We start from the raw sequence: 17,451 nt of genomic DNA, 5'->3' as shown, positions 1-17,451 counted from the left end.
CCCCGCGGTCCCCTGGCGGTGGAGGTCAGCAGCAGCGGCCCTGCGGGTGGGCCTCCTGGTGCCGGGTGCGCAGCACCTGGTAGTCGCGCCGGGTCGGTACGGGCGCGAGCGGGTGGTGGCGGAGGTGGCGTTCGCAGTAGCGGTCGTACTCCGTCTCCCCGGTCAGCTCCCTCAGGTACCAGCGGACGGCCCGCGCCCATTGCCGGACGCTCACGACCGCACTCCGGCCAGCGGCGCCTCACCGGTCTGCTCGGGCACCTCGATGCGGGACTCGACGTACGGCGACTCGGTCGTCGCCAGGGTGCCCGGTGTGCGGACGGCCCATACGCACACCACCGCCGCGTTGACGATCACGACCGCGACGAGCAGCAGGAACAGGGCGATCAGTACGCCGTCGACGGTGGAGTTGGTGACCACGGTCCGCATGTCGTCGAGGGACTTGGCGGGTGGCAGCACCTGCCCGGCGTCGATGCCGTCGGCGTACTTGGCGCGCTGGGCGAAGAAGCCGACGCGCGGGTCGTCGGAGAAGATCTTCTGCCAGCCGGCGGTGAAGGTGATCGCGACCACCCAGGCCAGCGGGACGCCGGTGACCCAGGCCCAGCGCAGCCGACCGGACTTCACCAGGACCGTGGTGCACACCGTCAGGGCCACCGCCGCCAGCAACTGGTTCGCGATGCCGAAGAGCGGGAAGAGCTGGTTGATCCCGCCGAGCGGGTCGGTGGCGCCGCTGTGGAGGAAGTAGCCCCAGGCCGCCACGACGAGCCCGCTGCACAGCCAGATACCGGGCTTCCAGTTGACCCGGCCGACCGGCTTCCAGACGTTGCCGAGCATGTCCTGGAGCATGAAGCGCCCGACCCGGGTGCCCGCGTCGACGGTCGTCAGGATGAACAGCGCCTCGAACATGATCGCGAAGTGGTACCAGAAGGCCTTCATGGCCGTACCGCCGAAGACGCCGGAGAAGATCTCCGACATGCCGACCGCGAGGGTCGGGGCGCCTCCGGAGCGGGCGATCAGCGTCTGCTCCTCCACCGCTTTCGCGGCCTGCGTGAGCTGGTCGGGCGTGATGGTGAAGCCCAGGCCCGCGACCGCGTGGGACGCCGACTCGGCCGTCGTGCCGAGCAGCCCCGCGGGGGCGTTCATCGCGTAGTACAGCCCCGGCTCCAGGGTCGCCGCGGCGATCAGCGCCATGATCGCGACGAACGACTCCATCAGCATGGCGCCGTAGCCGATCATCCGGATCTGCGACTCCTTCTGGATCAGCTTCGGAGTCGTCCCGGAGGAGACCAGGGCGTGGAAGCCGGACAGGGCGCCGCAGGCGATGGTGATGAAGAGGAAGGGGAACAGCGAACCGGCGAAGACCGGGCCCGCGCCCGAGGAGGCGAAGTCGGTCACCGCGTCCGCGCGGAGCACCGGGGCGGCGATCACGACCCCCACCGCGAGCAGTGCGATCGTGCCGATCTTCATGAAGGTGGAGAGGTAGTCGCGGGGGGCGAGCAGCATCCAGACCGGGAGGACGGAGGCGACGAAGCCGTAGGCGATGAGACAGAAGACGAGGGTCGTCGGGCTCAGGGTGAAGGCCGAGGCCAGCGAGGACTCCTGGACCCAGCTGCCGCCGACGATCGCGAGGAGCAGCAGGACGACACCGATGAGGCTGGTCTCCACGACCCGGCCCGGGCGGATGCGGTGCAGCCAGAAGCCCATGAACAGGGCGATCGGGATGGTCATCGCGACGGAGAAGGTGCCCCACGGGGAGTGGGCGAGGGCGTTGACCACGACCAGGGCGAGCACACCCAGCAGGATGATCATGATGGCGAAGACCGCGATCAGCGCCGCCGCGCCGCCCGCCCGGCCGATCTCGTCACGGGCCATCTGCCCGAGCGACTTGCCGTCCCGGCGCATGGACAGGAAAAGCACGATCATGTCCTGCACCGCACCCGCGAAGATCACTCCGGCGACGATCCACAGGGTGCCGGGCAGATAGCCCATCTGGGCCGCGAGGACCGGGCCCACGAGCGGTCCGGCGCCCGCGATCGCCGCGAAGTGGTGGCCGAGGAGCACCCGGCGGTCGGTGGGGTGGAAGTCGACGCCGTCCTCCAGGCGCTCGGCCGGGGTGGCCCGGCGGTCGTCCGGTTTCAGGACGCGCCGCACGATGAAGCGGGAGTAGAAGCGGTAGGCGATCGCGTACGAGCCGAGCGCGGCGACGACCAGCCAGACCGCGGAGATCTTCTCCCCGCGGGCCAGCGCGAGGACGCCCCAGGCGACCGCGCCGAGCAGCGCGACGACGGCCCACACGAGGATCGACCGAGGTGACATACGTGATTTTTCAGGCGCCTCAAGGGCAGACTGAAGGGCGTTTTCGGGCATGGCGGCTCCTCACCGGAAACGGTGGAACGAGACAGGAAGAGAAAAGGAAGAAGACTCAGCGGTGATGTCGGTCCGTCAGCGCGTACGCCGCGAGCAGACACAGACCGCACCCCGGCACCCAGGCGAGCTGGTACCAGTAGAAGAACGGCGTCCCCGCAAGCCGCGGCTCCGCGCCGGCGTACAGCGGAACCCACAGCAGTCCCGCGGCGGGTGCGAGAAGCAGTACGGCGATCGCGACGCGCCGTAGCCGGTGATGACCGGTCCGTGCCATGACCTGCGCTCCTCTCCCCTTCACTGTGGGTCTGTGCAAGAGTTGCCCACCTGTCGCAGACGGTTGACAGCGAATGTCCAGAAGATTTCCCGCCGGTTCCCTGTCATCCGAACCGGCCGCACGCGCAACTCTTGCGCGAGGGTCAAGCCACACCTGCGGGCACACCAAGGACGGTGACCATGGCCGACAGCGCCATGACCGCGACGTTCCTCGCCGTGATCGGCGGAGCGTCGCTGCTCGCCGTGACCGCGCGCCGGCTGCACCCCAGCGACCGGCTGCCGTCCCTGGAGGGCTGGGCGCTCGCCGACCGCAGCCTCGGCCCGGTGTGGACCTGGCTGCTGCTGGGCGGCACGATCTTCACCGCGTACACCTTCACGGCCGTCCCCGGACTGGCGTACGGCAACGGCGCGGCCGCCTTCTTCGCGGTGCCGTACACGGTGATCGTCTGCCCGATCGCCTTCGTACTGCTCAGCCGTCTCGGGGAGGTGGCCCGGCGGCACGGCTACATCACCGCCGCCGACTTCGTGCGCGGCCGCTACGGTTCGGCGCCGCTGGCCCTGGTGGTCGCGCTGACCGGGATCCTCGCGACGATGCCGTATCTGGCGCTCCAGCTGCTCGGGATACGGGCGGTGCTGACCGCGGGGGGCGTCTATCCGCGGGGCGCGGCCGGTGATCTGGTGATGGTGGCGCTGTTCGCGGGTCTCGCGGTGGCCACCTACCGGCACGGACTGCGGGCGCCCACCGTGATCTCCGCGCTCAAGGCCGTCGCCGTCTTCGTCTCGCTCACCGCCGTCACCTGGCTGGTCCTGGAACGGCTCGGCGGACCGGGCGCGGTCTTCGACGGAGCCGCCGAACGCCTCGGCGGCCCGGCGCTGCTCCTCTCCCCCGAGCAGCAGCCCTCCTACGCCACCCTCGCCCTCGGCTCCGCCCTCGCCCTGCTGATGTACCCGCACGTCCTGACCGCCGCCTTCGCCGCCGACAGCCCGCGCACCCTGCGCAAGGTCGCCGTGGCCCTGCCCGCCTGGACCGGACTGCTCGCCCTCTTCGGGTTCCTCGGCATCGCGGCGCTCGCGGCCGGCGTACGGGCACCGGAGGGCGGCGCCGAGACCGCCGTACCGATGCTGGTGGACCGGCTGATGCCGGGGCCGCTGGCCGGACTGGTGTTCGGGGCGATCACCGTGGGGGCGCTGGTCCCGGCCGCGGTGATGTCGATCGCGGCGGCCACCAGCTTCGTGCGCAACGTCTACGTCGAGTACGTGCACCCCACCGCCACACCCAAGCGCCAGGTGCGCATCGCCAAAGCGGTGTCGCTGACGGCGAAGGTCGGCGCGGTCGCGTTCGTGTTCGGACTGCGCGACCAGGACGCCGTCAATCTCCAACTCCTCGGCGGGGTCTGGATCCTGCAGATCTTCCCGGCCGTCGCCGTGGGCCTGTTCACCGGCCGGCTGCATCCACGGGCGCTGCTCGCCAGCTGGGGCGCGGGAATGCTGTCCGGCACCTACCTGGTCGTCCGCGAGGGGTTCTCGTCGGTCGGCACCGGCCCCTTCCAGATCTACGCCGGCCTCACCGCCCTCCTGCTCAACCTGACCGTCGCCATGATCGGCACCGCGGTCCTCGAACGACTCGGCGTCCCGCGCGGCGCCGACCTGACCGATCTGCCGTCGCGCCTGTCCGTCGGGCGGCGCCCGGAGACGGGAGCGAACAACCCGTGAGACAGCACCTGAGACACACCCCCTCCGTACCGGTACCGCTCACCCCCGCGGCGACCGATCCGGCCGAACTGGAACGCGAGGCCGGGGTGGCCCGGCTCTTCGAGCAGCACTACGCCTCAATGCTGCGGCTCGCCGTGCTGCTCGGCGCCGACGACCCGGAGAACGTGGTCGCCGAGGCCTACTACCAGATCTACCGCAAGTGGCGGCGGCTGCGGGACACCGAGGCGGCGGAGGCCTATCTGCGCTCCACCGTCTGCAATCTGACCCGGATGCGGATACGCCACCTCCAGGTCGCCCGCAGGCATGTGGAGAACCCCCCTGCCCCACTGGACGAGCTCGTCGCCTCCGCCGAGAGCACCGCACTCCTCCACGACGACCAGCGCGTCCTCATCGACGCCCTCCAGCAGCTGCCGCCCCGGCAGCGCGAGGCGCTGGTGCTGCGACACTGGCTCGGTCTGAAGGAGAGCGAGATCGCCTCCGCGATGGGGATCTCCTGCGGCTCCGTCAAGACGCACACGGCACGCGGCCTCGCCGCCCTGACCCAGACGATGGAGGCCCGGCGATGAAGGACACGACCCCGGACCGCACCGAGCGGGAACTCCAGGAGGCGCTGGCCGCGTTGGCGGGCGGTGTGCACGCGGCCCCCGACGCCTATCGCACGGCACGCGGCGAGTGGCTGCGCCGCGAACGCCGCCGCCGGCTCGTCCTGGCCGTGCTCATCGCGGTCGTCTTCGCGCTGACGACGCTGATCGGTCTGTGGGTGCTGAACCAGGCGCCCGCGGACCCGGGGGTCATCTTCTCCGGTACGCGGGTGTCACTCCCCCGGCCCTCCCCCTGATTGTCGCCCGGGTTCACCGGGAACCCGCATTCCCGTGCCCCGTATCGAGGATTACGCCCTGATCGGCGACGAACAGACAGCGGCCCTGGTCGGCAAGGACGGCAGCGTCGACTGGTTGTGCCTGCCCCGCTTCGACTCCGCCGCCTGCTTCGCCAGACTTCTCGGCGACGAGGAGAACGGCCATTGGCGCATCGCACCCGAGGCCGTCGACGGTGACTGCACCCGCCGCGCCTACCGCCCCGGCACCCTCGTCCTGGACACCGAATGGGAGACGGACGAGGGGGCGGTACGCGTCACCGACCTGATGCCACAGCGCGACCGCGCCCCTGACCTGGTACGCGTCGTCGAGGGCCTGAGCGGCGAGGTGACCGTCCACAGCACGCTCCGGCTCCGCTTCGACTACGGCTCGATCGTGCCGTGGATGCGCAGGTCCGACGGCCATCGGGTGGCCGTCGCCGGACCGGACTCGGCGTGGCTGCGCAGCGAACCCCAGGTACGCACCTGGGGCGAGGACTACGGCACGCACTCCGAGTTCACCGTCAAGGAGGGCGAGTCGGTCGCGTTCGTGCTCACCTGGCACCCCTCGCACGAGCGGCGCCCACCGCAGATCGACCCCTACGAGTCGCTGCGCGCCAGCGTCGCGGACTGGCAGGCCTGGTCGGCCCGCTGCCGCTACGACGGTCCGCACAAGGACGCCGTACTGCGCTCCCTGATCACCCTCAAGGCCCTCACCTACGTCCCGACCGGCGGCATCGTGGCCGCCCCGACCACCTCGCTGCCCGAGCAGATGGGCGGCGTACGCAACTGGGACTACCGCTACTGCTGGTTGCGCGACTCCACCCTCACCCTCGGCGCGCTGCTGGCCGCCGGCTACCACGAGGAGGCCGGGGCCTGGCGCGACTGGCTGGTGCGCGCGGTCGCGGGCGATCCGGCGGACCTGCAGATCATGTACGGCCTCGCGGGCGAGCGCCGGCTGCCCGAGTTCGAGCTGCCGTGGCTTGCCGGGTTCGCCGGCTCCAAGCCCGTACGCATCGGCAACGAGGCCGTGCGGCAGTTGCAGCTCGACGTGTACGGCGAGGTGATGGACTCCCTCTCGCTGGCCCGCAGTTCGGGCCTGCCCGTCAAGCCGCACATGTGGTCCCTGCAGTCTGCCCTGATGGAGTTCCTCTGCTCGGCGTGGCAGCAGCCCGACGAGGGGCTGTGGGAAGTGCGCGGCGGCCGCCGGCAGTTCGTGCACTCCAAGGTGATGGTGTGGGTGGCCGCCGACCGTGCCGTGCGCACGATGGAGGCGTACCCGGAGTTGAGCGGTGATCTGGAGGGCTGGCGCGCGATGCGCGACGACGTACACCGCGAGGTGTGCGAGAAGGGCTTCGACGCCGAGCGCAACACCTTCACCCAGTCCTACGGCTCCCGCGAACTCGACGCCTCACTCCTGCTGATCCCTCGCGTGGGCTTTCTGCCGCCGGACGACCCGCGCGTCATCGGCACCATCGACGCGATCCGCGAGGAGCTCGGCCACCATGGCTTCCTGCGCCGCTACAGCACCGACGGCACGACGGTCGACGGGCTGCCGGGCGACGAGGGAACCTTCCTGGTCTGCTCGTTCTGGCTCGCGGACGCGCTGCACATGACCGGCCGTAGGAAGGAAGCCCGAGAGTTGTTCGAACGGCTTGTCGCTCTGACGAACGACGTGGGGCTGCTGTCCGAGGAGTACGACCCGGTGCACGACCGCCACCTCGGCAACTTCCCGCAGGCGTTCAGCCACATCGGTCTGGTGAACACCGCCCTCGCCCTGTTCGGGGGCGAGGAGGCAGGATAGGAGCCATGGATCTTGGACTGAAGGACCGCGTGTACGTCGTCACCGGAGCCACGCGTGGCCTCGGCAACGCGTCCGCGCGTGAGCTGGTCGCCGACGGCGCGAAGGTCGTTCTCACCGGGCGCGACGAGAAGCGGACCGCCGACGCGGCGGCCGAGCTGGGGTCCGACGCGGTCGGGATCGCCGTCGACAACGCCGAACCGCAGGCGCCCGCACGGCTGATCGCGGCCGCGCGGGAGAGCTTCGGCGGCTTCGACGGCATCCTCATCAGCGTCGGCGGCCCGGCGCCCGGCTTCCTCGCGGACAACACGGACGAACAGTGGGCCACGGCCTTCGAGTCGGTGTTCCTGGGCGCGGTGCGGCTCGCCCGTGCGGCGGCGGCCGAGTTGGAGGCGGGCGGTGTCATCGGGTTCGTGCTGTCGGGCTCGGTGCACGAACCGATTCCGGGGCTGACCATCTCGAACGGGCTGCGGCCGGGGCTCGCCGGGTTCGCGAAGTCCCTCGCGGACGAGTTGGGGCCGCGCGGGATTCGGGTCGTGGGGCTGCTCCCGTCCCGTATCGACACGGATCGCGTGCGCGAGCTGGACGGGCTGTCCGCGGACCCGGAGGCCACGCGTGCGGCCAACGAGTCGAGGATTCCGTTGCGGCGGTACGGGACGCCGGAGGAGTTCGGGCGCACGGCGGCGTTCCTGTTGTCGCCGGCCGCCTCTTACCTGACCGGGATCATGGTGCCTGTCGACGGTGGGATGCGGCACGGATTCTGAGTTCGCCCGCGGGCCGGTGGGGGCTGGTCGCACAGTCCCCACGCGCGCCCCTCGGGTGTCTCAACTGACCCTCTCTGCCCGGTGCTTGACCGCCTTCATGCGGACCTCTGCCGGCAGTGACGCCAGGCCCGCCGAGTTGCGAGCGTGTGCCAGGGCCTCCGTCGTCAGGTGGCTCAGCGCCGTCCCGGGGTCCACATGCGGTTCCAGCAGGAGCCGTACGCGCGTCTCCGGGGCGTTGCGCCTGCCCGTCAGCTGGACGTGGGCGTGGGACACGCCGTCCAGTTCGGTCGCCTCGTTGGCCAGTACGCCTTCCAGGGCCCGGCCCCGCAGCAGCGCGCCCTCGCCGTCGCCGGTGTCCACCAGGACCTCGGTCAGACGGTGCCGGCGCAGGTTCGCGGTCAGCCACCACAGGGCGAGCAGGACGAGGACGGCCAGTACGGCGAGCACGGTCGGCCACCACCAGCCGTGGTGCTCCCAGCGGGTGCGTTCGGTGTCGTCGAGCAGTACGTCGTGAGGGCCGTCGTGGATCCACCAGGACGGCGGGTTCAGACCCAGCCCCACGGCCAGCACCGAACCGCCGGCCACCAGCAGCACGAGTCCGGCCGCACCGAGCACGACACGGTTGACGATCCGCAGCATCGGACTCACCCCTTCTTTCCCGGCCGCCGTACCTGCACCGACAGCGCGGGCGGCCTGGCCAGGCCCAGCCCGCTGATCGCCTCGGCCAGCGTGGCGTCCAGGTCGGCGCGTACGTCGTCCAGTTCACGGAAGTGCGAGAGAGCGCCGACGTCGGCCTTGGTGCGGGTCAGGCGTACGCGTACCGACTGGACACCGGCGACCTCCACGGCCCGGTCGCGCAGGACCAGGGCGGCGGCCTCGCGGTGGAGTCCGGCGCGTACGTCGGTCCGGGTGCGCCGCATCGGCAGGACGCCGCGCAGACCGGGGGTGACGGCGAGGACGATCAGCCAGACGCCGAGGGCCGCGGCGATGCCGGCGCCGACGAGGACCCAGATGTCGTCCAGGGGGCGTTCGGCGAGTTGCGCGGCCAGCTCGCGGCGCCAGCGCATGGCGGGCTGCTCGGCGCGGACCGCTGTGATGTCGTAGAGGAAGAACCCGGCGATCACCACGAGCAGCAGCGCGACGATGCCCGCGGGGACGCGCCGTGCCGACCAGAAGCGGCTCTCCGCCGCGCCCTCGGCCTCGCCCTCCAGTACGGGTGGGGGTTCGTACTCCCCGGTGTCCGTGCCGGTGTCGGGCGCCTTCTCCAGCACCGGCAGTCGTTGTGTGGTGCCTTCCGTGCCCTGTGAGCCCTGGGGCTCGCTCATCGCGTCCTCCCCTGTGCCGGACCGTGCGGCGGAGTCAGGTGCAGTCGTTCCACATGGACGACGACCTCCGACACCTCCATTCCCACCAACGCGACTACCCGCTCCCCGACATGACGACGCACCCGCGCGCAGCGGGCGCCGATGTCGCCGGGGTAGCCGAGTTCGAGGTGGACACGGACGCGGGCGGCTTCATGGTGGACGACCACGGTTGCGTGCGGGGGTGCGGCCCCCTCGGGGAGGTCGCCGATCGCCTCGCCCGCCGCCTGGGCGGCGACCTTCGCCACGACCCGGTCGGCGATCCGGGTCGCACCGCGCTCGCCGGGCGGGACGACGGTCAGCGGTCCGCGGAGCTCACCGGAGTCGGTGGTCACCTATGTCACCGCCGGTCACGGCGGCTGTCACGGGTACGGAAGAAGTCACCGAGCTCCAGGTCCCCCTCCAGAAACCGCCCGACGACGAAACCGATGGCGCCCAGGGCCGCCACCAGCAGGAAGGCACCGAACCCGCCGAAGTACCCGGCGAAGCCCAGCGCCATGCCGGCGATCATGCCGACCACGGCCATGCTCATCCTGCGCTCCCCTCAGCTCTCGCCGGACTCACTGGAGCCGTGACTCCGGCTCTTCGTCCTCTTCCTCGGGCAGCTTCACATCGCTCACCGCGATGTTGACCTCGACGACCTCGAGGCCGGTCATCCGCTCCACCGCCGCGATCACGTTCTCCCGTACGGCGTGGGCCACCTCGTTGATCGACACGCCGTAGTCGACGACGATCTCCAGGTCGAGCGCGGTCTGCACCTCGCCGACCTCGACCTTCACGCCCCGGGTCACGGACTTCGCCCCGCCCGGCACCCGGTCCCGCACGGCCCCGAAGGTGCGGCTCAGGCCGCTGCCCATCGCGTGCACGCCGACCACGTCCCGGGCGGCCAGCCCTGCGATCTTCTCCACGACCCCGTCGGCGATCGTGGTGCGCCCGCGCGTCGCCGGGTCCCCGCCACCGCGTTTGGTGGGCTTGCGCGGCTGCACGCCGGTCTCCACCTCGGGAGTCTGCGTCATGTCGGTCATCGCGGTACGTCCCTTCTCGATCGTCCCCTTCGACCACGGTAAGCGGGGTTACGCCGTCGCGCGCCGGTGATGCGGCAGGCTGGAGCAATGACGGCGGACCGGTGGGCGCAGACAGTGCGGCATCAGCTGGGGCTCGGCAGGCTGCTGCCGCTGGGGGGCGCGCACGACGGCGCGTGGATCGCGGAGGAGGCGGCCGAGGCGGTGCTGCGGCGTGCGGTACGGGAGCTGCGCGGCGTACGACTGGACCGGCTGCGGATCTCCCTCGCCGACCCACAGGACGTGCACGACCCCGTCGTACCGCCTCCGCCCAGTGCGCTGCCGCCGGGCCCGCTGCGGGTGACGGCGGAGTTCGCGGCGACGGCGGACGAGCCGCTGCCGGCCATGGCGGCCCTCCTGCGCACCGCCCTGGCGACGGCGGCGACGGATCGGCTCGGTCTGACGGTGACCGAGGTCGACCTGCGGGTGACGTCCCTGTTGGACGAGGCACCGGAAGCCGATCCCGTACGTCGGCCGGAACCGGCGTCGGCCGGGCCGGCCGACGATCCCGCGGCCATCGCGGCGCTGTCGGTGCCCGGTGTCACCGGGCTGACCGCCGCGCTGGGCCGTGCGGTGCAGGTGGCGGAGCGGCAGGGCGAGACGGCCCTGCCGCGGCGGCACGTCCGGGTGGAGGTGGCGGTGGATGCGGAGCACCGGGTGGTGGATGTCGCCCGGGCGGTCCGCCGAGAAGTGGGGAAGGCGCTCCCCGGTCACCCGACGGTGGCGGTGCTGGTCACCGCTGTCGGGTGAGGGCTCACTCGCCCACGCCGGCCAGGTCCCGCAGACGGCGCGTCTGAGCGGCACGCTCGGCGGCGCGCTGCTCGTCGTAGGTGCGGTCCTGCGCACCGCGCAGCAGGGCCTTCGTCTCGATGACGGCGTCCCTGGGGGCGGCCAGAAGTGCCGCGGCCAGGTCCTGGACCGCGCCGTCGAGTTGGTCGAGCGGTACGGAGATGTTGGCGAGGCCGGTGTTCACCGCTTCCTCGGCCGGCACGAAGCGCCCGGTGGCGCAGATCTCCAGCGCCCGGGCGTAGCCGACCAGCGAGACGAGCGGATGCGTGCCCGTGAGGTCCGGGACGAGGCCCAGGCCGGTCTCGCGCATGGCGAACTGCACGTCGTCGGCGACGACGCGAAAGTCGCAGGCGAGCGCGAGCTGGAAGCCCGCCCCGATGGCATGCCCCTGGACGGCGGCGATGGACACGACGTCACTACGCCGCCACCAGGTGAAGCCCTCCTGGAACTCCGCGATGGCAGCGTCGATTTCGGCGTCACCACTGCGGGCGAGGTCGATGAACGACGGCTCGCCCTCGATCCCCTCCGGCGTGAACATCTGCCGGTCGAGCCCCGCGGAGAAGGACTTGCCCTCTCCACGCAGCACGACGACACGGACGGAGCCGGGTACGAGCCGACCGGCCTCGGTGAGCGCGCGCCACAGAGCGGGGCTCTGCGCGTTGCGCTTGGCGGGGTTGGTCAGCGTCACCGTGGCGAGCGCGTTGTCGACGGTGAGCCGTACGCCGTCCTTGTCGAGCAGGGGAACGAGTTCCTGGCCCATGGGGCGCCTCCGATGAGTGCGGTCATCCTCCGTGCCGCATGGCACGGCTAAGTGACTGCACAGTAACCACCCGGACGATCGGAAGACCGACCGGGTGGCCACCATCGAAAGCCGAGGGGGCCGCCCGGAATCAGGACGACGCGGCCTTCTTGCCCCGGGTCGCGCCGCCACGCCCACGGAGCGTGACGCCCGACTCGCTGAGCATCCGGTGTACGAAGCCATACGAGCGGCCGGTTTCCTCGGCCAGCGCTCGGATGCTCGCACCGGAGTCGTACTTCTTCTTCAGGTCTGCCGCGAGCTTGTCGCGCGCGGCGCCGGTTACCCGGCTGCCCTTCTTCAGAGTCTCGGCCACCCGTGCCTCCTCGTGGGAAGTGCGCTCTGGTCCCCTCATGATCACCCCTCCGGGGCTTCATGGCCACCCATTCGGCAAGGTCCGTAGGACAAGGTTGTGACGACAGGAGCGCATCCCCACATACGGAATCTGCAATTCCGCAGAGAGTTGTTCGTACCGCCGAACGGGTTCCTTTGTGAAGTGCCTGGTCAGAGACGCAGCGCGGCCGAGCCCTTGTCGATAAAGGGATCGGCCGCGAATTGGATGTAGGACACACCTCGGTACGAGGAGATCTCACACAGATGATGGATCACCGGTAGGCCGAATGATCCATACCTAGTTGATCAACCGTTCGATCAAGCGAGGGCGACGAGGTCCGCGTAGTCGGAACCCCACAGATCCTCGACCCCGTCCGGCAGCAGAATGATCCGCTCCGGCTGGAGCGCCTCGACGGCGCCCTCGTCGTGGGTGACCAGGACGACCGCACCCTTGTAGGTGCGCAGCGCGCCGAGGATCTCCTCGCGGCTGGCCGGGTCGAGGTTGTTGGTGGGCTCGTCCAGAAGCAGCACGTTCGCCGAGGAGACGACCAGGGTGGCGAGGGCCAGACGGGTCTTCTCGCCGCCGGAGAGGACCCCGGCGGGCTTGTCCACGTCGTCGCCGGAGAACAGGAAGGAGCCCAGCACCTTGCGGACCTCGACCAGGTCCAGGTCGGGCGCGGAGGAGCGCATGTTCTCCAGGACCGAGCGCTCCGGGTCGAGGGTCTCGTGCTCCTGGGCGTAGTAGCCGATCTTGAGCCCGTGGCCGGGGACGACCGCGCCGGTGTCCGGCTGCTCGGCACCGGCGAGGAGCCGGAGCAGGGTCGTCTTTCCGGCGCCGTTGAGCCCGAGGATGACGACCCTGGAGCCCTTGTCGATGGCCAGGTCGACATCGGTGAAGATCTCGAGGGAGCCGTAGGACTTCGACAGACCCTCGGCCGTCAGCGGGGTCTTGCCGCAGGGCGCGGGATCGGGGAAGCGGAGCTTGGCGACCTTGTCGGAGACCCGCACCGCGTCGAGCCCGGCGAGCAGCCGGTCGGCGCGCTTGGCCATGTTCTGCGCGGCGACCGTCTTGGTGGCCTTGGCGCGCATCTTGTCGGCCTGGGAGTGCAGCGCGGCGGCCTTCTTCTCGGCGTTCTGCCGCTCGCGCCTGCGACGCTTCTCATCCGCCTCGCGCTGCTGCTGGTAGAGCTTCCAGCCCATGTTGTAGACGTCGATCTGGGCGCGGTTGGCGTCCAGGTAGAAGACCTTGTTGACGACCGTCTCGACCAGGTCGACGTCGTGGGAGATCACGATGAAGCCGCCGCGGTACGTCTTGAGGTAGTCGCGCAGCCAGACGATCGAGTCGGCGTCGAGGTGGTTCGTGGGCTCGTCGAGGAGCAGGGTGTCCGCGTCCGAGAACAGGATCCGCGCCAGCTCGATACGGCGGCGCTGACCGCCGGAGAGCGTGTGCAGCGGCTGGCCGAGCACCCGGTCGGGCAGGTTGAGCGCGGCGGCGATGGTGGCGGCCTCGGCCTCGGCGGAATACCCGCCCTTGGTGAGGAACTCGGTCTCCTGGCGCTCGTACTGCCGCAGGGCCTTCTCACGGGTGGCGCCGCTGCCGTTGGCGATCCGCTGCTCGTTCTCGCGCATCTTGCGGATCAGTACGTCGAGACCGCGCGCGGAGAGGATCCGGTCGCGGGCGAGGACGTCGAGGTCGCCGGTGCGGGGGTCCTGCGGGAGGTAGCCGACCTCGCCGGAGCGGGTGATGGCGCCGCCGGCCGGCTGGCCCTCGCCGGCGAGGCACTTGGTGAGGGTGGTCTTCCCCGCGCCGTTGCGGCCGACCAGACCGATGCGGTCGCCCTTGGCGACACGGAAGGTGGCGGACTCGATGAGTACTCGGGCGCCGGCGCGCAGCTCGATACCGGAGGCGGAGATCACGGACAGACTCCAGGGCAGGTTGTTTGGCGGTTGGGCGGCTGAGGACGTTCCCGCCGTCTAATGCGCGAGGAGAATGGCCATGGGCCAAGTCTAACGGGACCGTGCAACCACTTTTTCTGAGTTCGGGTGTTCGATGGCGCACTGCGCGGTGTCCCTCGTTCGGGTGAGCGCCCGGCGCCGTGCCCCGGCCCCCGGGCACCGGGCAGGCGCTCTGGCAGGCCAGTGGTGTTGTCAGTGGTCGCTGCAAGACTGGGCCGGGTTCGGAATTCCGGCACGGGATCACAGGGAGTGATCGGCATGGCAGGCACGAGCGGTGGGCGTCCCAGCATCTACCCGACCCTGTTGTACGCGGACGCCAAGGCGGCCGTGCGCCAGCTCACGGAGGCCTTCGGCTTCACCGAGCTGGCGGTGTACGAGGGCGAGGACGGCCTGGTGCAGCACGCCGAGCTGGTCCAGGGCAACGGCGCGATCATGCTCGGTTCAAAGGGGCGCGGCGGCCTCTTCGACGCGGCGATGAAGGACGCCGGCACCACCGGGGTGTACGTCGTCGTGGACGACGTCGACGCACACCACCGGCGCGCGGTGGAGAAGGGCGCGGAGATCCTGATGCCCCCGACCGACCAGGACTACGGATCGCGGGACTACATGGCCCGGGACCTCGAGGGCAACGTGTGGAGCTTCGGGACGTACGCCCCCGAGATCACGGCCTGACCCGCCGTCAGCTGCCCCCGGTGTGCACCTGGAAGGCCGCCCGGCGGACCGCCTTGGCCAGCGCGGGGTCGGGGTGGGCGGCGGCGAGCGCCACCAGGACCTGCACCGTGCGGGGGTGACCGACGGCGCGCACCTCGTCGAGCAGCATGGGCACGGTCGGCTGCACCGCGGACTCCAGATGCCGCACCAGCAGCGGGGCCTCCCCGTGGTCGGCGACGGCGGCGGCGGTGTCGACCCACAGCCAGGTGGCCTCCTCCCGGGTGAGCACCTCGTGGGCATCCTCCGGGTCGGCGCCGTCGTGCACGGCGAGCCACAGCAGGGCGTACGGCCGCAGGGTCGGCTCGTCGGCCACCGCGCGCACATCGGGCTCGGCGGGGGCGCCGACGACCCGCAGCGCCTCGAAGGCGAGGCCGCGCAGCAGGGCGTCCTCGCCGCGGGCGGCGCCGAGGAGCTCGGTGACCGCGCTGCCGACCGGGCGGGCGGCGAGCCAGGCCCGGTACTCGTCGCGGGCCGCCTTGGGGCGGAGCTGGGCACAGCCGCGGAGCATCTCCTCGGCGACGGCCTCGATGTTGCCGGCGGGGCTCTGCGCGGCGACGCAGATCTGCTCCAGCTTGACCCAGACCGCCCAGCTGCCGAGCGGGGTCAGCGTGGCCTGCGCGTCGCCGTAGGTGAGGGCGCCGACGGAGGCGAGGGCGTGCAGGGCCCAGTCGAGGAGGGGGGCGAGCGGGGTGTCCCGGGGCTGTGCCTGGTCCGGGTCGGGCTGCGGACCGTAGGGGATCTCGCAGCGTTCGGTGCGCAGTTCGGTGACCCGCTGCTCCAGGAGGTCCAGCAGCTGTTCCACGGGCACGGGCCCCGCGGAGAGCTGGAGGAAGGAGAGCACCTGCGGCATGGCGGAGACGACCTCGGCGACCGTGGCGCCCTCGTGCTCCGCGGGTTCCGGGTGGGCGAGCGACCAGGCGTCGAAGAGAGCGACCCAGCCGCGCAGGACGGCGCTGTCGTCGCGGTCCCAGGCGCGCAGGCGCCAGCCGGGGCGGGCGCTGTCGCCGTGCACCTCGATCAGCCCGGCGAGCCGGGCGGTGTCCCACTCGGCACGCACCTGAGCCGTGCTCAGCCCCAGAGAGGCCGCGGCCTGTTCGGCGCTGGCGTCGGACAGGGTGGCCTGGCCGTCGTGCTGCCCGGCGTCCCGGCCGGGGCCCAGGGCGGCGTCGGCCCAGTGGGCGACGCGGGCGGCGCCGGCCAGGAGGGAGCGCGCCATTCTGGCCAGCTCGGCCTGGGCCGGGGTGCCCTCCGGGGGGCGGGGTGCAGGGCGGCGCGAGGGCCGCTGGGTCATCGCTCGGGGGGCGGCGGCCAGGGGTCGCGGTCGGACGAGTCGAAGCCTGGAGTCGCGCGGGATACGGGACGTCACGGGTGCAGTCTTCCGGTTGACGGTCCGAAAACCCAAACGGAATGTAACGGCGGGCTACGGGGATGGCCGACGCAGGGGTCCCGGCGGGCGGCCGGGGACCGGAAACTGGCCAGTAGTACGCCCTTAAACGGAACCGGTGGATGTGTCTGCCGGGTGCCGTCGGCGGTCGTTACATCAGCGGGGTCAGAAAGCGGCGGAGCGCCTCTTCGTACCCCATGGGGTCGGCGTTCCACATGGCTCCGTGCGGTGCGTGCCGGACGGTGTGGAGGGCGATCAGGTTGGGGCGGGCGGCGGCGAGACGGCGCGAGAGGGTCCAGGGGGCGATCGTGTCGTCGGGGCCGTGGACGATCAGGGTGGGCACCTTGAGGAGGTCCGGGTCGGCGCCCTCGGCGGCGGCGTCGGAGTGCAGTCCGGTGCGGCCCTGGGCGGCGCGGACGGCGAGCGGCAGCAGGGCGCCGGGGGTGCGGCGGGCGCCGGCGAGGGCGCGCAGGGTGGTCTGCCAGCTGAGGACCGGGGAGTCCAGGATCAATCCGGAGAGGCGGTCGCGGACCCCGGAGTGGGCGGCGGCGCGCAGCGCCATGGTGGCGCCGGTGGACCAGCCGTGCAGGACGACCTTCCTGGCGCCGTTTCGGACGGCGTAGCGGATCGCCGCGTCCAGGTCGCGCCACTCGGTCTCGCCGAGGTGGCCCAGCCCGTCCGGCGGGCGGGGCGCGCCGAGGTCGCCGCGGTAGGCGAGGGCGAGTACCGGGAAGCGACGGCTCGCGAGGAACTCCATGACGTTCAGGGAGAGTTCGCGGGTGGTGCCGAGGCCGTGCACGGAGATGACCCACGTACTGCGTACGCCGGGGACGAACCAGGCGGGCAGGGCGCCGAGTTCGCCCGGGATCTCGACGTCCTCGTGGTCGAGGCCCAGGGCGGATCCGGGGTCGCCGGTGTGGGTGTTCGGGGTGAACCACACCTTGTCGCCGGGTCGCAGGGTGCCGTGTGTGACACGTTCCAGGCGGCGTACGACGGTGTCGGCGGAGTGGGACGCGGTGCCGAGGACGGGGCCGACGACCGCGTGGGTGGTGTCGCCGAGGAGGCCGTAGGTGCCGGGGCGCAGGGCTGCCAGGTCGCGGGTGAGCGCGACCTGGCCGGCGGCCGTGGCGTGCACGGTGAGCCGGGGTTCGCCCGGCAGGGGACGGCCCGGGGGCGCCTTCAGCGCGGCGTCGCTGGCGAGTCGTCCCGCGGCGACGCTCGCGGCGCCGGCGGCCAGGGCCATGGTGACGGCTGCGGCCGTCGCTTTGACAGTGCGCACCCGTCCAGTGTCCTGG

At 71.6% G+C, this 17,451-nt stretch carries 20 protein-coding genes; 7 read left to right on the top strand and 13 right to left on the bottom strand.

The features are described 5' to 3' along the window. Positions 1 to 25: 25 nt before the first annotated feature. The 3 genes from TN53_RS08085 to TN53_RS08075 all read right to left on the bottom strand — a co-directional run bounded on the left by TN53_RS08085 (position 26) and on the right by TN53_RS08075 (position 2,635). Positions 26 to 214, bottom strand: a complete 189-nt coding sequence (locus tag TN53_RS08085; RefSeq protein ID WP_046257720.1) for a YbdD/YjiX family protein — start codon at positions 212 to 214, stop codon at positions 26 to 28. Beyond that, a complete protein-coding gene (locus TN53_RS08080) occupies positions 211 to 2,313 on the bottom strand; it encodes a carbon starvation CstA family protein (RefSeq protein ID WP_420719087.1) in 2,103 nt (700 codons plus the stop codon). The genes TN53_RS08085 and TN53_RS08080 overlap by 4 nt, the downstream gene beginning before the upstream one ends. Positions 2,314 to 2,419: 106 nt before the next feature. Further along, a complete protein-coding gene (locus tag TN53_RS08075) occupies positions 2,420 to 2,635 on the bottom strand; it encodes a DUF3311 domain-containing protein (RefSeq protein WP_046257718.1) in 216 nt (71 codons plus the stop codon). A 179-nt stretch (positions 2,636 to 2,814) separates the two neighbouring features. Between TN53_RS08075 and TN53_RS08070 the strand changes: the two genes are divergently transcribed. Genes TN53_RS08070 through TN53_RS08050 form a run of 5 tightly spaced genes read left to right on the top strand, consistent with a single transcriptional unit; the run spans position 2,815 to position 7,765 of the window. Further along, complete coding sequence (locus tag TN53_RS08070; RefSeq protein ID WP_046257717.1) at positions 2,815 to 4,347, top strand: sodium:solute symporter family protein; 1,533 nt, start codon at positions 2,815 to 2,817, stop codon at positions 4,345 to 4,347. Further along, positions 4,344 to 4,913 carry a SigE family RNA polymerase sigma factor gene (locus tag TN53_RS08065; protein WP_046257716.1) on the top strand — a complete coding sequence of 190 codons (570 nt, stop codon included), beginning with the start codon at positions 4,344 to 4,346 and terminating at the stop codon, positions 4,911 to 4,913. The genes TN53_RS08070 and TN53_RS08065 overlap by 4 nt, the downstream gene beginning before the upstream one ends. Further along, a complete protein-coding gene (locus TN53_RS08060) occupies positions 4,910 to 5,185 on the top strand; it encodes a hypothetical protein (protein WP_046257715.1) in 276 nt (91 codons plus the stop codon). The genes TN53_RS08065 and TN53_RS08060 overlap by 4 nt, the downstream gene beginning before the upstream one ends. 34 nt (positions 5,186 to 5,219) lie before the next feature. Beyond that, positions 5,220 to 7,004, top strand: coding sequence for a glycoside hydrolase family 15 protein (locus tag TN53_RS08055; protein WP_046257714.1), 1,785 nt, complete (start codon positions 5,220 to 5,222; stop codon positions 7,002 to 7,004). A 5-nt stretch (positions 7,005 to 7,009) separates the two neighbouring features. Further along, positions 7,010 to 7,765 (top strand): SDR family oxidoreductase, encoded by a 756-nt coding sequence (locus tag TN53_RS08050; RefSeq protein ID WP_046257713.1) that lies wholly within the window; start codon positions 7,010 to 7,012, stop codon positions 7,763 to 7,765. A gap of 60 nt (positions 7,766 to 7,825) precedes the next feature. On the opposite strand, the gene amaP is transcribed toward TN53_RS08050, so the two are convergent. From amaP to TN53_RS08025, 5 genes are read right to left on the bottom strand one after another with little or no spacing between them, the layout of a single operon-like run. Continuing rightward, positions 7,826 to 8,404 carry an alkaline shock response membrane anchor protein AmaP gene (gene amaP / locus TN53_RS08045; protein ID WP_046257712.1) on the bottom strand — a complete coding sequence of 193 codons (579 nt, stop codon included), beginning with the start codon at positions 8,402 to 8,404 and terminating at the stop codon, positions 7,826 to 7,828. A gap of 5 nt (positions 8,405 to 8,409) precedes the next feature. Beyond that, on the bottom strand, positions 8,410 to 9,090 hold the full coding sequence (locus TN53_RS08040) for a DUF6286 domain-containing protein (protein WP_046257711.1): 681 nt from the start codon (positions 9,088 to 9,090) through the stop codon (positions 8,410 to 8,412). Beyond that, positions 9,087 to 9,461: a hypothetical protein gene (locus TN53_RS08035; protein ID WP_046257710.1), complete on the bottom strand. Its 375-nt coding sequence runs from the start codon at positions 9,459 to 9,461 to the stop codon at positions 9,087 to 9,089. The genes TN53_RS08040 and TN53_RS08035 overlap by 4 nt, the downstream gene beginning before the upstream one ends. A gap of 5 nt (positions 9,462 to 9,466) precedes the next feature. Beyond that, the gene (locus TN53_RS08030; protein ID WP_046257709.1) at positions 9,467 to 9,658 is read right to left on the bottom strand and encodes a hypothetical protein; all 192 of its coding nucleotides are present in this window, start codon (positions 9,656 to 9,658) and stop codon (positions 9,467 to 9,469) included. A gap of 28 nt (positions 9,659 to 9,686) precedes the next feature. Next, positions 9,687 to 10,151 carry an Asp23/Gls24 family envelope stress response protein gene (locus TN53_RS08025; RefSeq protein ID WP_046257708.1) on the bottom strand — a complete coding sequence of 155 codons (465 nt, stop codon included), beginning with the start codon at positions 10,149 to 10,151 and terminating at the stop codon, positions 9,687 to 9,689. Positions 10,152 to 10,238: 87 nt separating this feature from the next. Between TN53_RS08025 and TN53_RS08020 the strand changes: the two genes are divergently transcribed. Next, entirely contained in the window at positions 10,239 to 10,937 is a 699-nt protein-coding gene (locus TN53_RS08020) for a hypothetical protein (protein WP_046257707.1), read from the top strand. 4 nt (positions 10,938 to 10,941) lie between these two features. Here the strand turns inward: TN53_RS08020 and TN53_RS08015 are convergent, their stop codons facing one another. The 3 genes from TN53_RS08015 to TN53_RS08005 all read right to left on the bottom strand — a co-directional run bounded on the left by TN53_RS08015 (position 10,942) and on the right by TN53_RS08005 (position 14,022). Continuing rightward, positions 10,942 to 11,736: an enoyl-CoA hydratase/isomerase family protein gene (locus TN53_RS08015; protein WP_046257706.1), complete on the bottom strand. Its 795-nt coding sequence runs from the start codon at positions 11,734 to 11,736 to the stop codon at positions 10,942 to 10,944. A gap of 130 nt (positions 11,737 to 11,866) precedes the next feature. After that, positions 11,867 to 12,088, bottom strand: a complete 222-nt coding sequence (locus TN53_RS08010; protein WP_004002281.1) for a helix-turn-helix domain-containing protein — start codon at positions 12,086 to 12,088, stop codon at positions 11,867 to 11,869. Positions 12,089 to 12,423: 335 nt separating this feature from the next. Continuing rightward, a complete protein-coding gene (locus tag TN53_RS08005; RefSeq protein ID WP_046257705.1) occupies positions 12,424 to 14,022 on the bottom strand; it encodes an ABC-F family ATP-binding cassette domain-containing protein in 1,599 nt (532 codons plus the stop codon). A 297-nt stretch (positions 14,023 to 14,319) separates the two neighbouring features. Between TN53_RS08005 and TN53_RS08000 the strand changes: the two genes are divergently transcribed. Then, positions 14,320 to 14,733: a VOC family protein gene (locus TN53_RS08000; protein ID WP_046257704.1), complete on the top strand. Its 414-nt coding sequence runs from the start codon at positions 14,320 to 14,322 to the stop codon at positions 14,731 to 14,733. 7 nt (positions 14,734 to 14,740) lie between these two features. Here TN53_RS08000 and TN53_RS07995 read toward each other — a convergent pair whose 3' ends face one another. Together TN53_RS07995 and TN53_RS07990 are read right to left on the bottom strand one after the other, a co-directional pair. Next, positions 14,741 to 15,988, bottom strand: a complete 1,248-nt coding sequence (locus TN53_RS07995) for a hypothetical protein (protein ID WP_046257703.1) — start codon at positions 15,986 to 15,988, stop codon at positions 14,741 to 14,743. 319 nt (positions 15,989 to 16,307) lie between these two features. Continuing rightward, a complete protein-coding gene (locus tag TN53_RS07990) occupies positions 16,308 to 17,435 on the bottom strand; it encodes an alpha/beta hydrolase (protein WP_046257702.1) in 1,128 nt (375 codons plus the stop codon). Positions 17,436 to 17,451 lie beyond the last annotated feature (16 nt).

The sequence above is a fragment of the Streptomyces sp. WM6386 genome, from assembly GCF_000972385.1.
Classification (GTDB): domain Bacteria; phylum Actinomycetota; class Actinomycetes; order Streptomycetales; family Streptomycetaceae; genus Streptomyces.
Note: the sequence above shows the minus strand (reverse complement) of the source record. Positions and strands in the feature narration are given on the sequence as shown.